This window comes from Limimaricola sp. (assembly GCF_016125575.1).
In the GTDB taxonomy this organism is placed as follows: Bacteria; Pseudomonadota; Alphaproteobacteria; order Rhodobacterales; family Rhodobacteraceae; genus WGLM01.
Genome location: NZ_WGLM01000004.1, coordinates 192,492 through 209,519 on the forward strand (window position 1 = coordinate 192,492; position 17,028 = coordinate 209,519).

Sequence of the window (17,028 nt, forward strand, 5' to 3'; positions counted from 1 at the left end):
TGCGGTTTGCCGCGGGCGGCGCTGAGTCGCCCCGCCCGCAGCTTTGCTTCACGCCTGACGGCGGCTCAGTTGGTCGCCGCGGCCGCGGGCGCGTCGAACGCCCGTGACAGCCAGTTGGTGTGCGGGTTGCTGAGCAGGACGAGGTGAATCATCACTGCCAACAGGAACAGGAACACCCCCTGCGCCACGAACACGCGGCGAGGATCGAAAATGAGCCAGATCTTGTAGAACTGTGCCATGATGGTGTCCCTTCTCTACCAGCTGAACCAGGGCAGTTTGATGTACGTCAGGATATGAGCGACGACGGCGATGGACACGAAGATCCAGAGCCCGCTCATATACACCGAGTGCAGTTCCTGCGCCTGCTCGTCAGTGAGACCTGTGAAGGACAGGTCGGATTTATCAGCCATGCTTTCCTCCGGAAAAATGAACTGACGCCGCGTCTTCCCCGCGGCCGGGCTACGACAGGGGCTCACCCCCTGCCCTGGTCCGCCAGCCCGGAACGGGCGTGGCGAGGTCGTCCCCCCGGCCCGAAGCCCGGGGGTATTCTGCGCTCAGGCCGCGAAGATCTGCGGCGTGATGATCCGGGCCTGGCTCCAGGCACGGGCGATCGGCCCCTTGGCGGGCAATTCCATCCGCCGTGCAGCCGTCAGCGCCCATGTCAGGCAGGCCAGCGGCAAGGTGGCGAGGAAGATGATCGCGAAATAGGCGTAGTACTCGCGCCGCGGCGGGGCGTGCCGATGCCGGATCAGCGGGGCATCCGTGGTAAAATCGGTCATTTGCGTCCTCCATTGGCGGATTGCAGTGTCTCGACGGTTTCCAGCACCACGCGTTCGGCCCCGGCGTCGAGCGCGGCACGCTCGGCGGCGTCGCGCAGCGACTTGGCAGCGGAAATGCGGGTCAGGATCGGGTGGCTGGCGACGATCTCGTCCAGCCGGGCCTGGGCATCGGCGTCCCACGGGAAATCGCGGCGCAGCGGCGTCAGCGTCGACGGCGCACTGTCCATGTCGCTGCCCAGCGGCAGGATGTGGAAGAGCGCATCGAACAGGCCGTTGCAGACCTCCTGCAGCACATAGGTGGCGCCGGCGAAGCCCATGAAGGGCGTGCCCGTCGCACGGCGGATCGCGGCGCCGGGGAAACTGGCGGGAATGAAAGCGGGGCTTGGTCCGTGCCCGCCCTTCATCTCGGCCATGTAGATCTTTTCGTTGATCGAGCCGAAGACGATCAGCGGGCGCTTCTGCGCCAGCAGGGCGCGCACCTCGTCGTTGTTGGTCTTGGCGCCGCGGGTGCGGGCCACGGCGAAGGCGCAGGGAAAGCCAAGGTCGCCTTCAAGGTAGTGACGCAGGCCACGGGCATAGGTTTCGTTCGCGACAACGGCGAATTCGGCCGTGGCGAAGAAATCCTGCGTGACCGAGCGCCATAGATCCCAGACCGGCTTGATCGTCGAATGCTTCTCGCGCTCGATGAAGGGCTCGGGGTCCAGTCCCAGAAGCTCGCCCAGCTTGCGCAGGAACTTCACGGTGGAATCGATCCCGAAGGGCGCCTGCAGGTAGGGCTTGCCCAGCACCTCGGCCAGGCCCCGGCCAAATTCGCGATACATGCAGATGTTGACGTCGGCATTCACAAGGTTGCGCATCTCGGCCACATGCGCGCCCAGCGGCATCACCATGTTGACCTCGGCGCCGATGCCTTCGACCAGCCGGCGGATCTCGTGCAGGTCCGAGGGCATGTTGAAGGTGCCGTACATCGGGCCCAGAATGTTGACGCGCGGCGCGGCGCCCTCGTCCCGCGGCTTTTCGGGCGGCATCCGGCCCTTGGTCATGCCGAATTCGGTGAAGATCCAGGTCATCGCGCGGTCCGCGGCCTGCCACTGGTCCTCGTCGATGGTGCGCGGCAGGAAACGCTGGATGTTGGTGCCCTGCGGCGTGACGCCGCCACCGATCATCTCGGCAATCGAGCCGGTGACGACGACGGCAGGCAGCGCCGGGTCCAGCACGCCCCAAGCACGCTTCATCGCATCCTCGGTGCCCGAGCCCATCTCGCCCTCGCCCAGACCGGTCACGACGATCGGCAGCTCATGCGGCGGCAGCGCGTCGGTGTAGTGCAGGACGGAGGTGACGGGCAGGTTCTCGCAGCCCACGGGGCCGTCGATGACGACTTGCAGGCCCTTGACGGCGCAGAAGGCATAGACCGCCCCCCAGTATCCGCCCGCGCGATCATGATCTTGCACCAGCATCAGATCATCTCCTCGGCCTTGGCGGCGCGCGCGGCCTTGTCCAGTTTCTTCTGGTGCTGCGCGCGGAAATCGGGCCGCAGGTTGGGCGCGCCTTCCCAGACGCCAGCGGTGTCACCGGTGCCCACGCCTTCGAAGAAGCCGCGCATCTTGTCCATCCGGTCCTTGCCGCCGATGGCCGCGTTCACGACCTGGGCCAGGCTGCCGGCCCCGGCGGGGCCCATTAGCGGCCGCGCGGAGATGAGGTTGGTGAAATAAAGTGCGGGGATGCCCAGCTCTTTCGCGGCCTGCACGACAGGCGTTGTGCCGATGGCCAGATCAGGGCGGATCGCCTCCATCGCGGCCATATCGTCCTCAAGGCTGGCGCGGTATTTCACCGTCACACCCTTGGTGGCCAGCCATTCGGCATCGGCCGCAGACCACGGCGTTTTCGGGCAGGCGGTGCCGACGTAAGGCACGTTCGCGCCGCTTTCGATCAGCAGGCGCGCGACCAGCAGTTCGGACCCTTCATAGCCCGACAGCGTAACCGTGCCGTTGATCCGTGCCCCCGAAAGCGCGCCCTTGATCGCGGGAAGGAAGGCGTTTTGCGCCGCGGCGACCTGTGCGGGTGCCACGTTGAAGGCGTCACCGATGGCGGCAAGCCAAGCGGCGGTGCCGTCATGGCCCACCGGGGCAGAGCCGACGATGGGGCGGCCGGCGGCCTGAAACTCGCGGATTGCCGCGGTGTAAAACGGGTGGATCGCGGCGACTGCGCCACAATCGAGTGCTGCGTAAAGCTCGCGCCATTCGCGGGTTGGCACCACGGGGCCGGCGGCCAGGCCCAGCGGGGCCAGCATCGCGCCGATCATCATCGGGTCGGCCGGGAACATCTCGCCCAGAAGGCTGACGGTGGGCCGGTCGGATTTGCCGCCGGCGGGGCGCTGCACCGGGCCCGCCTGCGCCTCGGCGCGGGCATAGGCCAGCATCGCACCGGCCAGCACGTCCTTGGCCTCGGCATGGGTCGGGATGCCAAAGCCCGGCACGTCGATGCCGACGATCCGCACACCGTTGATTTCCTTGGGCAGAAGCCGCAGCGGCACGCCCGAGGCGGTGGGCACGCAAAGGTTGGTCACGACGACGGCGTCGTATCGGTCAGGATCGGCCAGGTCGTGGACCGCCTCGCGGATATCCTCGAAGAGCTTGCCGGTCACGAGCGTTTCCGAATTGAACGGCACGTAGCCCACCGAGCGGCGCGCGCCGTAGAAGTGCGACACGAAGGTCAAGCCATAGACGCAACAGGCAGAGCCGGAGAGGACCGTGGCCACACGCTTCATCCGCAGGCCCACGCGCAAGGAGCCGAAGGCGGGGCACATGCTTTGTGGCTGGTCGTGCGGGCCCTTGGGATAGTCGGCGGCGTAACGATCGAGGATTTCGGACTGGCCCGCGGCGCGTGCGGCGGCCTCCATCTCGGCGGCACCCGCGGTGCAACCACCGGCCAGCGCCGTGGTCTCGACATCGCTGGACGCCTGCACGGGCGCCTCTGCGTGGATCACGCTGACGCTGCCCGCGTCGTCATAGCCGACTTCGAATCCCTCACGCGTCGTCATAGATGACCTCGAGGCTTTCCATCGGCTTGGCGTTCTTGCCGCGCATGTCGGTGTCTGTCGCCGGAACCAGCTGGTAGTCGCCACCGGTATCCTTGGCATCGAACAGGCCCAGCAATCCATCCTGGTCGAGCGGGGCGGGGCGCACCGGCGGGGCCAGCCCCACGGCTTCGGCAAGGCCCGAGAACAGCGGACCCCACGGCCCGGCCATGGTGCCGACGATCTGGTAATTGGCAGATTTCTTGCGCAGATCGTCGTCCTGCGGGATCGCCGCCAGAACCGGGATCTTCACTGCCTTGGCAAAGGCCTGCGCCTCGCCCGAGCCGTCATCCTTGTTGATGACAAGGCCCGCGACGCCGACATTGCCGCCCAGCTTGCGGAAGTATTCCACGGCCGAGCAGACGTTATTGGCGACGTAAAGCGATTGCAGGTCGTTCGACCCGACAAGGATCACCTTCTGCGCCATGTCCCGCGCGATCGGCAGGCCGAACCCGCCGCAGACGACATCGCCAAGGAAATCCAGCAGGACATAGTCAAAGTCCCAGTCGTGGAAGCCCAGCTTTTCCAGCAGCTCAAAACCGTGGATGATGCCGCGTCCGCCGCAGCCACGGCCCACTTCCGGCCCGCCCAGCTCCATCGCGAAGACGCCGCCCCGCTTGAAACAGACATCGCCGATCTGCACCTCTTCTCCGGCCAGCTTCTTCTTGGCCGAGGTTTCGATGATCGTGGGGCAGGCTTTGCCGCCGAACAGCAGGCTGGTGGTGTCCGATTTCGGGTCGCAACCGATCAGCAGCACGCGTTGGCCAAGTTCGGCCATCATGTGGCTGAGATTGGCGAGGGTGAACGACTTTCCGATGCCGCCCTTGCCGTAGATCGCGATGATCTGCGTCTTCTTGGTCGGCTCGCCTTGCGGCACTTCAAGCGTCGGCTCCTCGGCCGCCTCGTCGCGCAGGCGCTTGTCGAAATCCTTCAGGTTCGGAATTTCGTCCTTCATGCCACGCTCTCCCAATTCAGTATCATTTTCAGGCAGGCCGGATCGGTGAAGGCCGTCTGATAGGCCTCGGCCGCCTCCGTTGCCTGGCGGCGATGCGTCACCAGCCCGTCAAGGCCCAGCGCACCGCTTTCAACCAGCGCGCGGGTCGCCACCATGTCGGCGGGCGCCCATTCGGCACTGATGCGGAACCGCGCCTCTTTCATGAAGGCGGGCGGGAAGGCGAAGCTGAGCGGCTGGGTATAGAACCCCGCAAGCACGATCTCGCCGCCCTTGGCGATGCGGCCCACCATGTCGTTAAGCAGGTCCGACCGCCCCGATGCGTCGTAAATGGCCCGGTAGTCACGGCGCGGATCGTCCTCGGGCGCGATCACCTCGTATCCCTTGGCGCCATCGGCGCGGGTCGGGTCAATTTCCCAGACGGTCGGGGCCGGGGCGCCTGCGGCCACGGTCAGCCGCGCCAGAAGGCGACCCAACACGCCATGGCCCACGATCAGATCGGGCACCACCTTGCCGGGGCCGGCCATCGCGTGGCGGGCCGTGGCAGCCAGCGCCAGAAGTGCGCCCACCTCGCCCAGGCCACGGTCGATTCGCGTGACGCGGGCGGCCTTGGCGACCAGCCGCCGCGCCGATCCCCCGAAAAGGCCGTGCGCGCCTTCGTAACAATTTGCGCCGGGCACAAAGACATGTTCGCCCACGCGGAACCCGGTTTCTGGCCCCGCCTCGACCACTTCACCGGCGGCTTCGTAGCCGGGAACCAGCGGGTAACCCATACCGGGGAAGGGGGGCATCTGGCCGGACCAGAACAGCTTTTCCGTGCCGGTCGAGATCGCCGAGGTCGTGATCTCGACAACAATCTCATCCGCAGCGGGGGCGATCAGCCCGAGGGTATCAAGCCCCAAGTTGCCGGGTGCGGTCAGTATGACGGCTTTGGTCTGCAACTCTGGATCCTCGCGCCGCTGCCAGCTCCGGCCATCCGGGACTCGGCTGCGACAATCTGTCCTACTGTCACTCTAGCCTTACAGGTTTGTGTGTCAACCTAAATAGACAAGAAGAGTGTCAACTTTGCTTGACACCTTCGAGGACCGAGGTGACGAAAGGCCGCCGCGTGCGGGGCCCGCGCGGGGTGTCGAAACCCGCCTCGCGCATCAGCGCAGCGATCTCATCGGCCGACCGGGCGCGGCCCGTCCGCATCGCCATGCAATAAAGCGCGAAATAGGCGTCACCGGCCCGCTCGGGCCGTGCGCCGCCGGTCATCGGCTCGGACACGATCAGCCGCCCACCGGCGGGCAGTGCGGCATGGATTCTGGAAAGAAGCGCGCGCACGGTTTCGTCGGAATGGTCGTAAAGCACGCGGACCAGCGTTACGGTGTCGGCGCCTTCGGGCAGGTCATCGTCGCGAAACGATCCGCTGATGATACGCAGTCGGGCACCGATTCCCGCGGCATCGAACGCCGCCCGCGCGGCGGGCGCGACGGCGGGCAGATCGAACAACACCAATTCGGGCGAAGGATAGCGCGCGGCGACAGCTTGCAGAAACGCCCCGGTGCCACCGCCCACATCCATCAATCGCTTGACGCCGGACAGGTCCGTAACCGCCAGCGTATCGGCAGCCACAAGTGATTGGCTATCGGTCATCAGGCGCGAGTATGTCTGTGCCGTTTCAGGGTCGGCCGCAGCACCTGCGCCAAAAACGTAGGGCCAGAACTCGGCCAGTTCCGTGCTGGTCTCACCGCGAAAGAAGGCCACCGGATCGGCCAGGTCGCGGTAAAGCACGGCATGGTGCCGGATCATGCCTTGCAGGCCCGGCACCCCGGCCAGCGCCGCGCCGCGCCGGGTCAGCGCGTAGCGGCCAGATCGCCGCTGGCGCAAGAGGCCCAGCGCCATGCCGCCCCGCAGCAAGACGCGCATCCGCTCGGGCGGCACCGCCGCCCGGTGGGCCAGTGCCGCCTCGGTCAATTCACGCTCCAGCAGGGTTGCGAGTATCTCAAGCTCAACCAGTGCCTGCAGGATCTGGCTATGGCAAAACCCCGCGACGAGATCGAACATTGCCGCGCCTTCGCGACGGACAGTGCCGCGCGTCAACGGAAATAGTGCCGCCCATGCCTGAAAGCCCGGGCGCGACATAAGCCGAAGGAGGCGGCCCGCGCGGCGACCCTTGGGCAGGGGGGCAGAGGGCGTGGCCAGATCGCTCATCGCGACGGCGACTTCAGGTTGCGGATTTCGCCCGGGGTGGCTTGCACAGCATCACTCTCCCGGAACGGTGATCCTTTGGCGCGCAGCGGCAGGCACCAGCCGGTCGGCATAGGCACGCACCATTTGCGCCAGCGCGGCCTCGCCCGGGCAGGCCGGGATCGAGCTGATGGCACCGGCGAGGATATCATCCAGCCGCTGGACCGCGCCCTGAACACCCAGCTGTGCCACCGCGTTGGGCCGGCCATGCAGATCGTCCTGCCCGGCGGGCTTGCCCAACGTCGCGGCATCGCACAGCGCATCACGCAAGTCATCGGCCACCTGAAACGCCTCGCCGATACGGGCGCCCAGCTCTTCCCACGGATCGGCTTCCTGCCCGGCGGCAATCGCGCCCATCTGTGTTGCGGCAATGAAAAGCGCGCCTGTCTTGGCGCGATGATAGGCTGACAGATTGATCTGCGGTTCGCTTTCCCAACCTTGCCCGGCGCAGATACCGCCAGGCATCCCCGTGCGCGCGGAAAGGACCGAGATCAGCCCAACAGCACGCTCGGCCTCTGCCCCGGCAGCACGTGCCAGCACCTGAAAGGCCAGCACGATCAGGCTGTCGCCCGTCAGAACGGCCAACGGTTCGGAAAACGCGCGGTGCACCGTGGGCTTGCCACGCCGCAAATCCGCATCGTCAAAACAGGGGAGATCATCATGCACAAGGCTGGCGCAATGGATCAGTTCCAGCGCGCCGGCGGCGGCATCGGTCAGGCGCGGGCGATCATCGCCGCAGGCCAGCGCGACCGATGTCAGGATGGTGGGGCGTATCCGCGCGCCGCCGGGTGTGACGGCGTAATCCAGCGCGGCGGCCAGACGGGCCGGAGCATGGGCCCCCTGCCCTTGGCGAATCGCGGCACCGACCGCGGCCTCGATCCGATCCGAAAGTCCCATGTCGGTCTCCCTTGCATGACCATCAGGAACCAGAGTGTCCGATTTGATTGACAGTCTATGTGTCAATCAGACTGGACAGTTTCACGACGCAAGTCAACAATGACCGCATGGAGTGCACATGAAACCTGCCCCGCCCCGCATCGTCGTGATCGGCGCCGGCATCGGTGGGCTGGCGGCCGCCCTGCGGCTGTCTCATGCCGGTTGCGCGGTCACCGTGCTGGAGGCGCAGGCGGCGCCCGGCGGCAAGATGCGGACGGTGCAGAGCGCCGCGGGGCCCGTCGATGCCGGCCCAACTGTCCTGACGCTGCGCCCGGTCTTCGAGGCGCTTTTCGCCGATGTCGGGATTCGGCTGGAGGATCATCTGACGCTGCTGCCCCTGAGCGTGCTGGCGCGCCACTTCTGGGATGATGGTGCGCAATTGGACCTCTGCGCCGATGCAGAACAAAGTGCCGCCAACGTCGCCGCTGCCTTTGGCAACCGTGCCGCGGCCGAGTTCACGGCCTTTTCGGCCCGCGCCGCGCGGCTGTTCGCGGCCTTCGATGCGCCGATGATGCAGGCCGCCGAACCCAGCCAGGCGGCGCTGGCCCGCCTTGTCGCGCGCAGCCCGGCCCTGTTGCGCGACATGGCGCCCTGGGCCAGCCTCGCCGGTTTGTTGCGCAGCAATTTCCGCGATCCGCACTTGCGGCAGCTATTTGGCCGCTACGCCACATATGTAGGCGGCGCGCCGGGGCAAAGCCCTGCTCTCCTTTCGCTGATCTGGCAGGCTGAGGCGGCAGGCGTCTGGGCCGTTCAGGGCGGGATGCATCGTCTGGCCGCGGTACTTGCGGACCTTGCGGCCGAACGTGGAGCCGTCTTTCATTACGCCACCCCCGCACGGCATATCGAACGGCAATCCGGCAAGGTGGCCGCGGTGGCGACGGACCGGGGCCGCTTTGCTGCCGATGTGGTCCTCTTCAACGGCGATCCCCGCGCCTTGGCCGAAGGATTGCTTGGCGAAGGGGTGCGCGGCGCGGTCATGCCTTCGGCCATTACACCGCGCAGCCTGTCGGCCTGGGTCCACGCCTTCGCGGCAACGCCTTCTGGGCCGGAGCTTGCCTATCACACGGTCTTCTTCGGGCACGAACCGCAGGCGGAATTCACTGATCTTGCCCGGGGCGCCATGCCAGCCGACCCGACGCTTTATATCTGCGCACAAGACCGGGCCGCGGGCCGTCCGAACGGCACCGAACGGTTCGAAATCATCATGAACGGCGCCCCGGGGCCGGGCGGAACCGAAAAGGAGATTGCGGCATGTCAGACACTGGTATTTTCCCGTCTGCGCCAGTTTGGCCTGCACTTCGATCCGCTGCCGGGGCCGGAGATGCTGACGACGCCCGCGCACTTCGGCGCGTTGTTCCCGGCCAGCCTCGGATCCCTCTACGGGCGCAGCCCACACGGGCTGACGGCGGGAATGAAACGACCGACGGCGCGCACGACGGTGCCAGGGCTTTACCTGTGCGGCGGCGGGGCGCATCCGGGGGCGGGGGTGCCGATGGCGACGCTCTCCGCCCGGCACGCGGCCGCGGCGATTCTGACGGACCTTGCTTCCACCTTGCCCCACCGCCCGGCGGCTACAACTGGTGGTACGTCGACGGGATCAGCACCGACGGGAGCCGCGCCGTCTCGGTCATCGGCTTCATAGGCTCTGTTTTTTCGCCGTGGTATGCGTGGAGCGGGCGCGGTGATCCGGCCAATCATTGCTGCATCAACGTGGCCACCTACGGCCCCGGCGGCCGCTTCACCATGACCGACCGGGGCCGCGACGCCTTGCGTACAACGCCCGAACGGCTGACGGTTGGCCCATCGTCGATGCATTGGGACGGCCACCAGCTGGTCATCGAGATCGACGAGGTCTCCAGCCCGCCTGTCATCTCGCGGGTGCGCGGGCGGATAACCCTGACGCCCAGCGCCGTCACGACGGTGGAACTGCCGCTGACGCCCGACGGCGCCCATGTCTGGCGGCCCTTCGCGCCCATCGCGGACATCAAGGTCGATCTCGCGGCGCCGGGCTGGACCTGGGAGGGGCACGGCTACTTCGACGCCAATTTCGGCATGCGCCCTCTAGAGACTGATTTCCGCTTCTGGACATGGGGCCGGTACCCGACCGCTGCCGGGGCTAGATGTTTCTACGATGCCGTGCGTCGCGACGGGTCGAACCTTTCGGCGGCCGTGGCCTTTGCACCGGACGGATCCGCGCAGATGATTGACGCCCCCCCGCGCACGCCCTTTCGCCGCTCGTTCTGGCAGGTGCGGCGCGAGACGCGGGCAGATCCGGGCACGGTGCCCAAGCAGACCCTGAACATGCTAGACGCGCCGTTCTACAGCCGCTCGGCCGTGACGACGGTGCTGGATGGCGAAACGGTCACGGGCGTGCACGAGGCGCTGGACCTCGACCGCTATGCCTCGCCCCTGATCAAGCCGATGCTGGCACTGCGCGTGCCGCGCCGGGCCCGCTGGCGGTTCGACTAGAGCGAGGAAGGCACCAGCGGTTTCTGGTCGGGGTTCAGCCGTGCGACAGACAGGTTCAGCGCCGCAGCAATCGTCACCCAGACAAGGTACGGGGTAAAGGCAAGGCCCGCCCAGATGTCGATCTGAAAGCTGGTGACCGTCGCGCCCAGAACCGAAACCCAGAGACAGGCCATCACAGGCAGCGCGCCCTTCAGCCGCCGCAGGCCGAAGAAGATCGGCGTCCAGAGCGTGTTGAAGGCGATCTGCGCGGCCCAGAAGGCCATGGCCAGGGCATTATCGGGGGCCTGGGCCACGCGCGCCCCGGCGAAGGAGATCAGCACGTAGATCGAGGTCCAGACCACCGGGAACACCCAGTTCGGCGGCACCCAGTCCGGCTTTTTCAGCTGCTTGTACCAGTCGCCTGTTGGAAACATTGCGCCAGTCGCACCAGCGCCAAGACAGGCCGCAAGAAAGATCAGGAAAAGCCAGATAGTCATTGGAAGCCCCTTTTGGAGGTTACTTCATGACTACCTAAGCGCCTTGGGTCCCGCTTCCAATGGTCTGATCGCGCGATTTGAGGTCGGCAAGGATTTCCAGCAGGGCGCGTGACCGGCCCGTCTGGCGCACGTGACGGCCTGCGGCATCGACGAGATAGGCCACTTCGGGCAGCGGTGGGGCGAAGATGACGGCCGAATGCGGCATCACGCGGGTCAGGTTGGCGCGAACCATCGCCTGTGCCATCCAGACAAGCTTCCGCGCGCGGCCTGTATGGGCGCGCAGGGTCACGCTGTCGCAACCTTGCCGACGCACCGCGTTGCCGATGCCGCAATAGATCAGCCGTGCCGCCCAGATGCCCGTACGCGCGTTTGGTGGCAGCGCGGCAATGCCGGCTTCGGCGCGCCAGTAAAGCCTGTCAGCCTCCGCCAGCAGACGCGCGACCATGCCACGCACGGCATCGACCGGCAGCGGCTCTGCCAGAAACGCCTCTGGCTCGATCCCCGCTTCGGCGAACCAGTCGAGCGGCAGGTAGATGCGGCCAGCGCGCGCATCCTCGCCCACGTCTCGGGCAATGTTGGTCAGTTGCATCGCCACGCCCAGATCACAGGCCCGGGCCAGCGCGTCTGGGTCGCGCACCCGCATAAGGACGCACATCATCGCGCCCACCGCGGCCGCGACTCGCGCTGAATAGTCTCGCACACCCGAAAGCGTGTCATAACGGCGCCCGACGGCGTCCCACGCCAATCCTTCCAGCAGCGCCTCGGGCAAGGCGCGCGGCATATCGAAATCTTCCACCAGCGCGGCAAAGGCGCGGTCTTCGGGCGCGTTGCGAGGACGCCCGGCATAGGCGAGGTCCAGCCGGTCGCGCAGCGTCAGCACCGCACCGGCCTTTTCGTCACCTTCATCAACCTCGTCATCGGCCAACCGGCAGAAAGCATAAAGTGCCAGCGCAGGATCACGAACCGACGAGGGCAGCAGCCGCGAAGCCGCATGAAACGAGAGCGATCCGGTCCGGATCGCCGCTTTGCAGTGTTCAAGATCGTCGGGGCGGATCATTCGGCGGCCATCCTGATTGCGGGGCGCGCTGGCGCGTCGGGAACAAGTTTCGCCAGCACTTCGGCACTGCTGACAACGCCGGGCAGGCCCGCGCCGGGATGCGTTCCGGCACCGACAAGGTAAAGCCCCTGCGCCTCTTCACTGACATTATGCGGCCGGAACCACGCCGATTGCAGGATGCGCGGTTCCAGCGAAAACCCGGCCCCGTGCGGCGACAGGTATCGGTCGCGGAAATCGTCGGGCGTATAGACAAGGCTGGCAGAGATCCGGTCCTGAAACCCGGGGATCAGCTGCTGAAGAACCTTGGTGACTTTGGCCTTGTAAGTCTCTGCTTCCGTGGCCCAGTCGACCGGATTGTCGAAGCCAAGGTGCGGAACCGGTGAGAGGGCATAGAAGGTGTCATCCCCCTTCGGTGCCACGCCCGGATCGGTGACCGACGGGCGGTGGACATAAAGGCTCATGTCATCGGCGAGTTTGCCCTTGATGAAGATGTCGCGCAGCAGGCCTTCGTAGCGCGGGCCGCTGAGGATGGTGTGATGACCTACATCTGGCCACATGCCGGCGGTGCCCTTCGTGCCGAAATACCAGACGAACAGGCCCATCGACCAACGGCGGCTGTCCACCTTGGCATCGGTCCAGCGTTTGCGCGGACGGTTGCGCAGCAGCCGCGTGTAGGTGTGCCCGGCATCGGCATTGCTGACGACCAGCGGCGCAGCCAGTTCCTCGCCCCCGGTCAGGCGCACGCCCGCCGCCGCATCGCCCTTGAACACGATCTCGTCCGCCTCGACGTTCTGCACGATCCGGCCGCCCTGCGCGCGGATGACCGCCGCCATCGCGTCGGCAATCGCCTGCACCCCGCCGATGGCGTAATGCACGCCGAATTCCTTCTCGAGGTGACTGACAAGCGCATACATCGAGGTGACGTGCAGCGGATCGCCCCCGATGAAAAGCGGATGAAACGACAACGCCATGCGCAGCCGCGGATCGCGCACGCGCGACCGGGCCAGCCCGAAGATGGACTTGTCGGCCCGCAGCACCGCAAATTCGGGCAGGACGCGAATGGTTTCCCACAGCCGGTGCATCGGCTTGGCCACCATCCCCTCGAACCCCACGACATAGCGGCGCCGGCTGTCCTTGAGGAACCGCAGGTAGCCCTTCACGTCGCCGGGGCTAAGGCGGCGGACCTCTTCCACCATCGCGGCAGTATCGCCGCGGGCGGTGAAGTGCGACCCGTCGGGCCAGCGGATTTCATAGAACGGATCAAGCGGGCGCAGGTCCACGTCCTTGTAAAAATCGCGCCCGCAGGCGGCCCAGAGGCTTTCAAAGACCTGCGGCACCGTCACGATGGTCGGCCCAAGGTCGAAGCGGTGGCCGTTCTGAGAAATCGACGATCCGCGCCCGCCGACCCGATCCAGCCGGTCCAGCACGGTGACGCGGTAGCCCTTGGCGCCCAGCCGCATCGCCGCCGCCAGCCCGCCAAGACCCGCGCCGATGACGATGGCCTCTGACGACGAATCTGCGGCATGATGTGTAAACATAACCTGACACTAGCTGCGAGCCGGCCGGGTGACAACGAATTCTCGCATGATCGCGGCGGTTTGTTGGCAAATGACGGCCGAGGCGGACGGATGGGCGCTTTCCATCCTGCCGCAGACGTGTCAAGATAAGTTGACACATTCGGAGCGTCTCCGCCGTGACCCAGATCGTCAGCCTGTCGCTTTACCGCTTTGCCGGTCTTGGCAACCGGCTGTGGGCGCTGGCGATGATGGGACTGGGTCGGCGCGCGCTGGCGCGAACGCCCGACATCGGCTTCTGGAAACTCTGCGGATCGGGCACGGGCGAAGGGTTCACCCCCGTGCCGAACACTGCCGTCTATGCCATCCTTGCCACATGGCCCGATGCCGCCACGGCCCGCGCACGGACCGAAGGCGCGCCCCTATTCCGCCGCTACCGCGCCCGCGCCAGCGAATGCTGGACGGTGCTTCTGACGCCGACATCGGCGCGCGGTCACTGGTCGGGCACGGCCCCGTTTCAGGTTTCTGCTCCGCCGCCACAGGGCGCGCTGGCCGCACTGACACGCGCCACCATAAAGCCCCGCATCCTGACCCGGTTCTGGGGCCGCGTGGCGCCGATTTCCGCCCGCATAGGCTCTGATTCCAACGTGGCCTTCAAGATCGGCATCGGCGAGGTGCCGTGGTTGCACCAGGTCACCTTCTCGATCTGGCCTGATGCCGAGACGATGGCCGCCTTCGCCCGCACCGGGCCCCACGCCGAGGCGATTGCCGCCGTGCGCGCCGAGGGCTGGTTCCGTGAGGAACTGTACGCCCGCTTTGCCATACATTCGGACGCTGGCACGTGGAACGGTGCCTCGCCCCTTGCCAGACTGGAGGTCGCATGACCCAACCCTTCCCCTTCTCCGCCATCGTCGGTCAGGACGAGATGAAGACCGCGATGATCCTGACAGCGGTCGATCCGGGCATCGGCGGGGTTCTCGTTTTCGGCGACCGCGGCACCGGCAAATCCACAGCCGTGCGGGCGTTGGCCGCCCTTTTGCCGCCGATCCGCGTGGTCGTGGGTTGTCCGGTCAACAGCGAATCGCCTGCAAAGGTGCCAGCCTGGGCCGGAATAGAGACTAAGAAGATGCACGAGGTGCCGACCCCGGTCGTCGATCTTCCGCTTGGCGTGACCGAGGACCGGGTGACCGGCGCGCTGGATATCGAGAAGGCCCTGACACGTGGCGAAAAAGCGTTTCAGGCCGGCCTGCTGGCACGGGCCAACCGGGGTTACCTCTACATCGATGAAGTAAACCTGCTTGAAGACCACATCGTTGACCTGCTGCTTGACGTGGCCGCCTCGGGCGAGAACGTGGTCGAGCGCGAAGGGCTGTCGGTCCGCCATCCGGCGCGCTTCGTGCTGGTGGGCAGCGGCAACCCCGAAGAGGGCGAGTTGCGGCCGCAACTGCTCGACCGGTTCGGCCTGTCGGTCGAGGTGACCTCGCCCAAGGACATCGAGACGCGAATCGAGGTGATCCGCCGGCGCGACGCCTACGAGAACGACAATTCGGCCTTCATGCTGCGCTGGCAGGCCGAGGATGCCGCGATCCGCGAACGCATTCTTGCCGGCCGCAAGGCGCTGAAATCCATCAAGACCCCCGACCAAACGCTGCGCGACGTGGCCGAGCTGTGCCTTGCGCTGGGCGCGGACGGGCTGCGCGGCGAGTTGACACTGCTGAAGGCCGCACGGGCATTTGCCGCTTGGCGCGACGATACTGCGCTGGGCCGCGATCATGTGCGCGCCGTGGCACCGATGGCGCTGCGCCACCGCCTGCGCCGCGATCCGCTGGACGAGGCCGGCAGCGGCGCCCGCGTCGGCCGCGTGGTGGAGGAGGTTCTTGGCTGAAACCGCATGGTCCCGCGCCACGGCGGCACTGACGCTGCTGGCAGTCGACCCGACCGGGCTGGGCGGGCTGGTGCTGCGCGCGCGCGCCGGGCCAGTGCGCGATCGTTTCACAACACTGCTGCCGCGGCTGCCGTTGCCGCTGCGACGGCTGCATCCGGCCGTGGGGGATGACGCGCTTTTCGGCGGGCTGGACCTGTCGGGCACGCTGGCAAGCGGCCACCTTGTGCAAAGCGCCGGCGTACTGGCCCGGCCCGCCGCGCTGGTGCTGGCGATGGCCGAACGCTGCACACCGTCGCTGGCCGCGCGGCTGGCCGGGGCGCTGGATGCAGGCCAACATTGCCTTGTGGCACTGGACGAGGGCGGTGACGCGGACGAGGGCGCGCCCCCCACGCTGGCCGAACGCTGCGCATTTCATGCCGACCTGACGGAGGTGGCGCTGGGCGAAGCCGCCCAAACGCGGCGGCCCGATATTGAAGCGGCCCGGGCCCGGCTGTCCGCCGTGACAGTGCCCGGCAATATGGCGGCGCAGGTCGCTGACATCACCCTGCGGCTGGGAATCGATTCGCTGCGTGCGGCATTGTTCACGCTGCGCGCCGCCCGCGCCCAGGCAGCGCTGAAACGGCACGATGCAGTCACCCAAGCCGACCTTGAACTGGCCTGCCAACTGGTGCTGGCACACCGGGCCACCCAAGTCCCGGTCGAGGAGGAGCCGCCTGAACCACCCGAGCCGCCGCCGCAGGAAACAGAGACTGAACAGGCCGAAAGCCCGCTTCTTCCCGAAGAGCTATTGCTGGAGGCGGTGCGTGCGCTGCTACCGCCCGACCTGCTGGATCGGCTGCGCGTGGCACAGGCCCGCAACGCAAAGGGCGCCGGGACCGGGGCCGCGCGCAAGGGCAACCGGCGGGGGCGCCCGCTGCCTTCTCGCGTCGGGCGGCCGCGCGATGGCGCGCGGATCGACCTTGTCGCGACTCTCCGCGCCGCCGCACCATGGCAGACGATCCGCGCGCGCCACGCGCCGGCCGGCCAGCGGCTGCATATCCGGGCCGAGGACATCCACCTGCGGCGGTTCGAGGAACGCTCGGACCGGCTGTTGATCTTCACGGTCGATGCCTCGGGCTCGGCCGCGCTGGCGCGGCTGGCCGAGGCGAAGGGCGCGGTCGAACTTCTGCTGGCGCAAGCCTATGCCCGGCGCGACCATGTTTGCCTGATCGCTTTTCGCGGCACGACAGCCGAGGTGCTGCTGCCGCCCACCCGCTCGCTGGTGCAGACCAAGCGGCGGCTGGCGGGCCTGCCCGGTGGGGGCGGCACGCCGCTGGCCGCGGGATTGCAGGCCGCCTTGCTGCAGGCCGGGCAGGCGCAACGCCACGGGCTGACGCCAACGATCGCACTTCTGACGGACGGGCGGGCGAACATTGCCCTTGATGGCAGCGCCGACCGCACCCTTGCCGCCAGCGATGCGCAACGTATGGCGGTCGCCCTGCGCGCCGCCGGGGTGGACAGCATCGTTATCGACACCGGCAACCGGCCCGAACCGGGCCTGCGGGAGCTTGCTGCGCGCCTTGGCGGCCCCTACCTCGCGCTGCCGCGTGCCGATGCCGAACGGTTGTCGGCGGCCGTTTCGGACATGATGGAGGGCTGAATGCGCTGGCCCG

17 protein-coding genes are annotated in these 17,028 nt (G+C 67.2%); 5 read left to right on the top strand and 12 right to left on the bottom strand.

Going from position 1 to position 17,028, the window contains the following annotated elements:
* Window positions 1-65: 65 nt before the first annotated feature.
* The 9 genes from pufA to GC146_RS07935 form a co-directional block, all read right to left on the bottom strand.
* Window positions 66-239, bottom strand: coding sequence for a light-harvesting antenna LH1, alpha subunit (pufA, locus tag GC146_RS07895; RefSeq protein ID WP_291836823.1), 174 nt, complete (start codon window positions 237-239; stop codon window positions 66-68).
* 15 nt (window positions 240-254) lie between these two features.
* Window positions 255-410: a light-harvesting antenna LH1, beta subunit gene (gene pufB, locus GC146_RS07900; RefSeq protein WP_291836825.1), complete on the bottom strand. Its 156-nt coding sequence runs from the start codon at window positions 408-410 to the stop codon at window positions 255-257.
* Between the two features lie 144 nt (window positions 411-554).
* Entirely contained in the window at window positions 555-779 is a 225-nt protein-coding gene (pufQ, locus tag GC146_RS07905) for a cytochrome PufQ (protein WP_291836827.1), read from the bottom strand.
* On the bottom strand, window positions 776-2,236 hold the full coding sequence (gene bchZ, locus GC146_RS07910; RefSeq protein WP_291836829.1) for a chlorophyllide a reductase subunit Z: 1,461 nt from the start codon (window positions 2,234-2,236) through the stop codon (window positions 776-778). The genes pufQ and bchZ overlap by 4 nt, the downstream gene beginning before the upstream one ends.
* Window positions 2,236-3,819, bottom strand: a complete 1,584-nt coding sequence (gene bchY, locus GC146_RS07915; RefSeq protein ID WP_291836831.1) for a chlorophyllide a reductase subunit Y — start codon at window positions 3,817-3,819, stop codon at window positions 2,236-2,238. Before bchY ends, bchZ begins: the two co-directional genes overlap by 1 nt.
* A complete protein-coding gene (locus GC146_RS07920; RefSeq protein WP_291836833.1) occupies window positions 3,806-4,810 on the bottom strand; it encodes a chlorophyllide a reductase iron protein subunit X in 1,005 nt (334 codons plus the stop codon). The genes bchY and GC146_RS07920 overlap by 14 nt, the downstream gene beginning before the upstream one ends.
* Window positions 4,807-5,748, bottom strand: coding sequence for a chlorophyll synthesis pathway protein BchC (gene bchC, locus GC146_RS07925; RefSeq protein ID WP_291836835.1), 942 nt, complete (start codon window positions 5,746-5,748; stop codon window positions 4,807-4,809). Before bchC ends, GC146_RS07920 begins: the two co-directional genes overlap by 4 nt.
* A gap of 118 nt (window positions 5,749-5,866) precedes the next feature.
* Complete coding sequence (locus GC146_RS07930; protein ID WP_291836837.1) at window positions 5,867-7,003, bottom strand: methyltransferase; 1,137 nt, start codon at window positions 7,001-7,003, stop codon at window positions 5,867-5,869.
* A 51-nt stretch (window positions 7,004-7,054) separates the two neighbouring features.
* A complete protein-coding gene (locus tag GC146_RS07935; RefSeq protein WP_291836839.1) occupies window positions 7,055-7,936 on the bottom strand; it encodes a polyprenyl synthetase family protein in 882 nt (293 codons plus the stop codon).
* Window positions 7,937-8,054: 118 nt separating this feature from the next.
* Between GC146_RS07935 and crtD the strand changes: the two genes are divergently transcribed.
* The gene (gene crtD / locus GC146_RS07940; RefSeq protein ID WP_291836841.1) at window positions 8,055-9,617 is read left to right on the top strand and encodes a 1-hydroxycarotenoid 3,4-desaturase CrtD; all 1,563 of its coding nucleotides are present in this window, start codon (window positions 8,055-8,057) and stop codon (window positions 9,615-9,617) included.
* Window positions 9,572-10,444: a carotenoid 1,2-hydratase gene (gene crtC, locus GC146_RS07945; protein WP_291838470.1), complete on the top strand. Its 873-nt coding sequence runs from the start codon at window positions 9,572-9,574 to the stop codon at window positions 10,442-10,444. The genes crtD and crtC overlap by 46 nt, the downstream gene beginning before the upstream one ends.
* Here the strand turns inward: crtC and GC146_RS07950 are convergent.
* Genes GC146_RS07950 through GC146_RS07960 form a run of 3 tightly spaced genes read right to left on the bottom strand, consistent with a single transcriptional unit; the run spans window position 10,441 to window position 13,515 of the window.
* A complete protein-coding gene (locus GC146_RS07950; RefSeq protein WP_291836843.1) occupies window positions 10,441-10,920 on the bottom strand; it encodes a TspO/MBR family protein in 480 nt (159 codons plus the stop codon). The two genes, crtC and GC146_RS07950, sit on opposite strands and share 4 nt — an antisense overlap.
* 34 nt (window positions 10,921-10,954) lie before the next feature.
* Window positions 10,955-11,977, bottom strand: a complete 1,023-nt coding sequence (crtB, locus tag GC146_RS07955; protein ID WP_291836845.1) for a 15-cis-phytoene synthase — start codon at window positions 11,975-11,977, stop codon at window positions 10,955-10,957.
* Window positions 11,974-13,515 (bottom strand): phytoene desaturase, encoded by a 1,542-nt coding sequence (locus GC146_RS07960; protein WP_291836847.1) that lies wholly within the window; start codon window positions 13,513-13,515, stop codon window positions 11,974-11,976. The genes crtB and GC146_RS07960 overlap by 4 nt, the downstream gene beginning before the upstream one ends.
* 155 nt (window positions 13,516-13,670) lie before the next feature.
* Between GC146_RS07960 and crtA the strand changes: the two genes are divergently transcribed.
* The 3 genes from crtA to GC146_RS07975 are packed head-to-tail and all read left to right on the top strand — an operon-like array spanning window position 13,671 to window position 17,015.
* Window positions 13,671-14,375 carry a spheroidene monooxygenase gene (gene crtA, locus GC146_RS07965; RefSeq protein WP_291836849.1) on the top strand — a complete coding sequence of 235 codons (705 nt, stop codon included), beginning with the start codon at window positions 13,671-13,673 and terminating at the stop codon, window positions 14,373-14,375.
* Complete coding sequence (gene bchI, locus GC146_RS07970) at window positions 14,372-15,376, top strand: magnesium chelatase ATPase subunit I (protein ID WP_291836851.1); 1,005 nt, start codon at window positions 14,372-14,374, stop codon at window positions 15,374-15,376. The genes crtA and bchI overlap by 4 nt, the downstream gene beginning before the upstream one ends.
* Window positions 15,369-17,015 carry a magnesium chelatase subunit D gene (locus GC146_RS07975; RefSeq protein WP_291836852.1) on the top strand — a complete coding sequence of 549 codons (1,647 nt, stop codon included), beginning with the start codon at window positions 15,369-15,371 and terminating at the stop codon, window positions 17,013-17,015. Before bchI ends, GC146_RS07975 begins: the two co-directional genes overlap by 8 nt.
* The last annotated feature ends 13 nt before the right edge of the window (window positions 17,016-17,028 follow it).

Coding starts and splice junctions, on each gene's coding strand:
- pufA (WP_291836823.1), bottom strand. CDS start 239: ATGGCACAGTTCTACAAGATCTGGCTCATTTTCGATCCTCGCCGCGTG.
- bchY (WP_291836831.1), bottom strand. CDS start 3,819: ATGACGACGCGTGAGGGATTCGAAGTCGGCTATGACGACGCGGGCAGC.
- GC146_RS07930 (WP_291836837.1), bottom strand. CDS start 7,003: ATGAGCGATCTGGCCACGCCCTCTGCCCCCCTGCCCAAGGGTCGCCGC.
- GC146_RS07935 (WP_291836839.1), bottom strand. CDS start 7,936: ATGGGACTTTCGGATCGGATCGAGGCCGCGGTCGGTGCCGCGATTCGC.
- GC146_RS07960 (WP_291836847.1), bottom strand. CDS start 13,515: ATGTTTACACATCATGCCGCAGATTCGTCGTCAGAGGCCATCGTCATC.
- pufQ (WP_291836827.1), bottom strand. CDS start 779: ATGACCGATTTTACCACGGATGCCCCGCTGATCCGGCATCGGCACGCC.
- crtB (WP_291836845.1), bottom strand. CDS start 11,977: ATGATCCGCCCCGACGATCTTGAACACTGCAAAGCGGCGATCCGGACC.
- crtD (WP_291836841.1), top strand. CDS start 8,055: ATGAAACCTGCCCCGCCCCGCATCGTCGTGATCGGCGCCGGCATCGGT.
- GC146_RS07950 (WP_291836843.1), bottom strand. CDS start 10,920: ATGACTATCTGGCTTTTCCTGATCTTTCTTGCGGCCTGTCTTGGCGCT.
- GC146_RS07920 (WP_291836833.1), bottom strand. CDS start 4,810: ATGAAGGACGAAATTCCGAACCTGAAGGATTTCGACAAGCGCCTGCGC.
- bchI (WP_291836851.1), top strand. CDS start 14,372: ATGACCCAACCCTTCCCCTTCTCCGCCATCGTCGGTCAGGACGAGATG.
- bchZ (WP_291836829.1), bottom strand. CDS start 2,236: ATGCTGGTGCAAGATCATGATCGCGCGGGCGGATACTGGGGGGCGGTC.
- pufB (WP_291836825.1), bottom strand. CDS start 410: ATGGCTGATAAATCCGACCTGTCCTTCACAGGTCTCACTGACGAGCAG.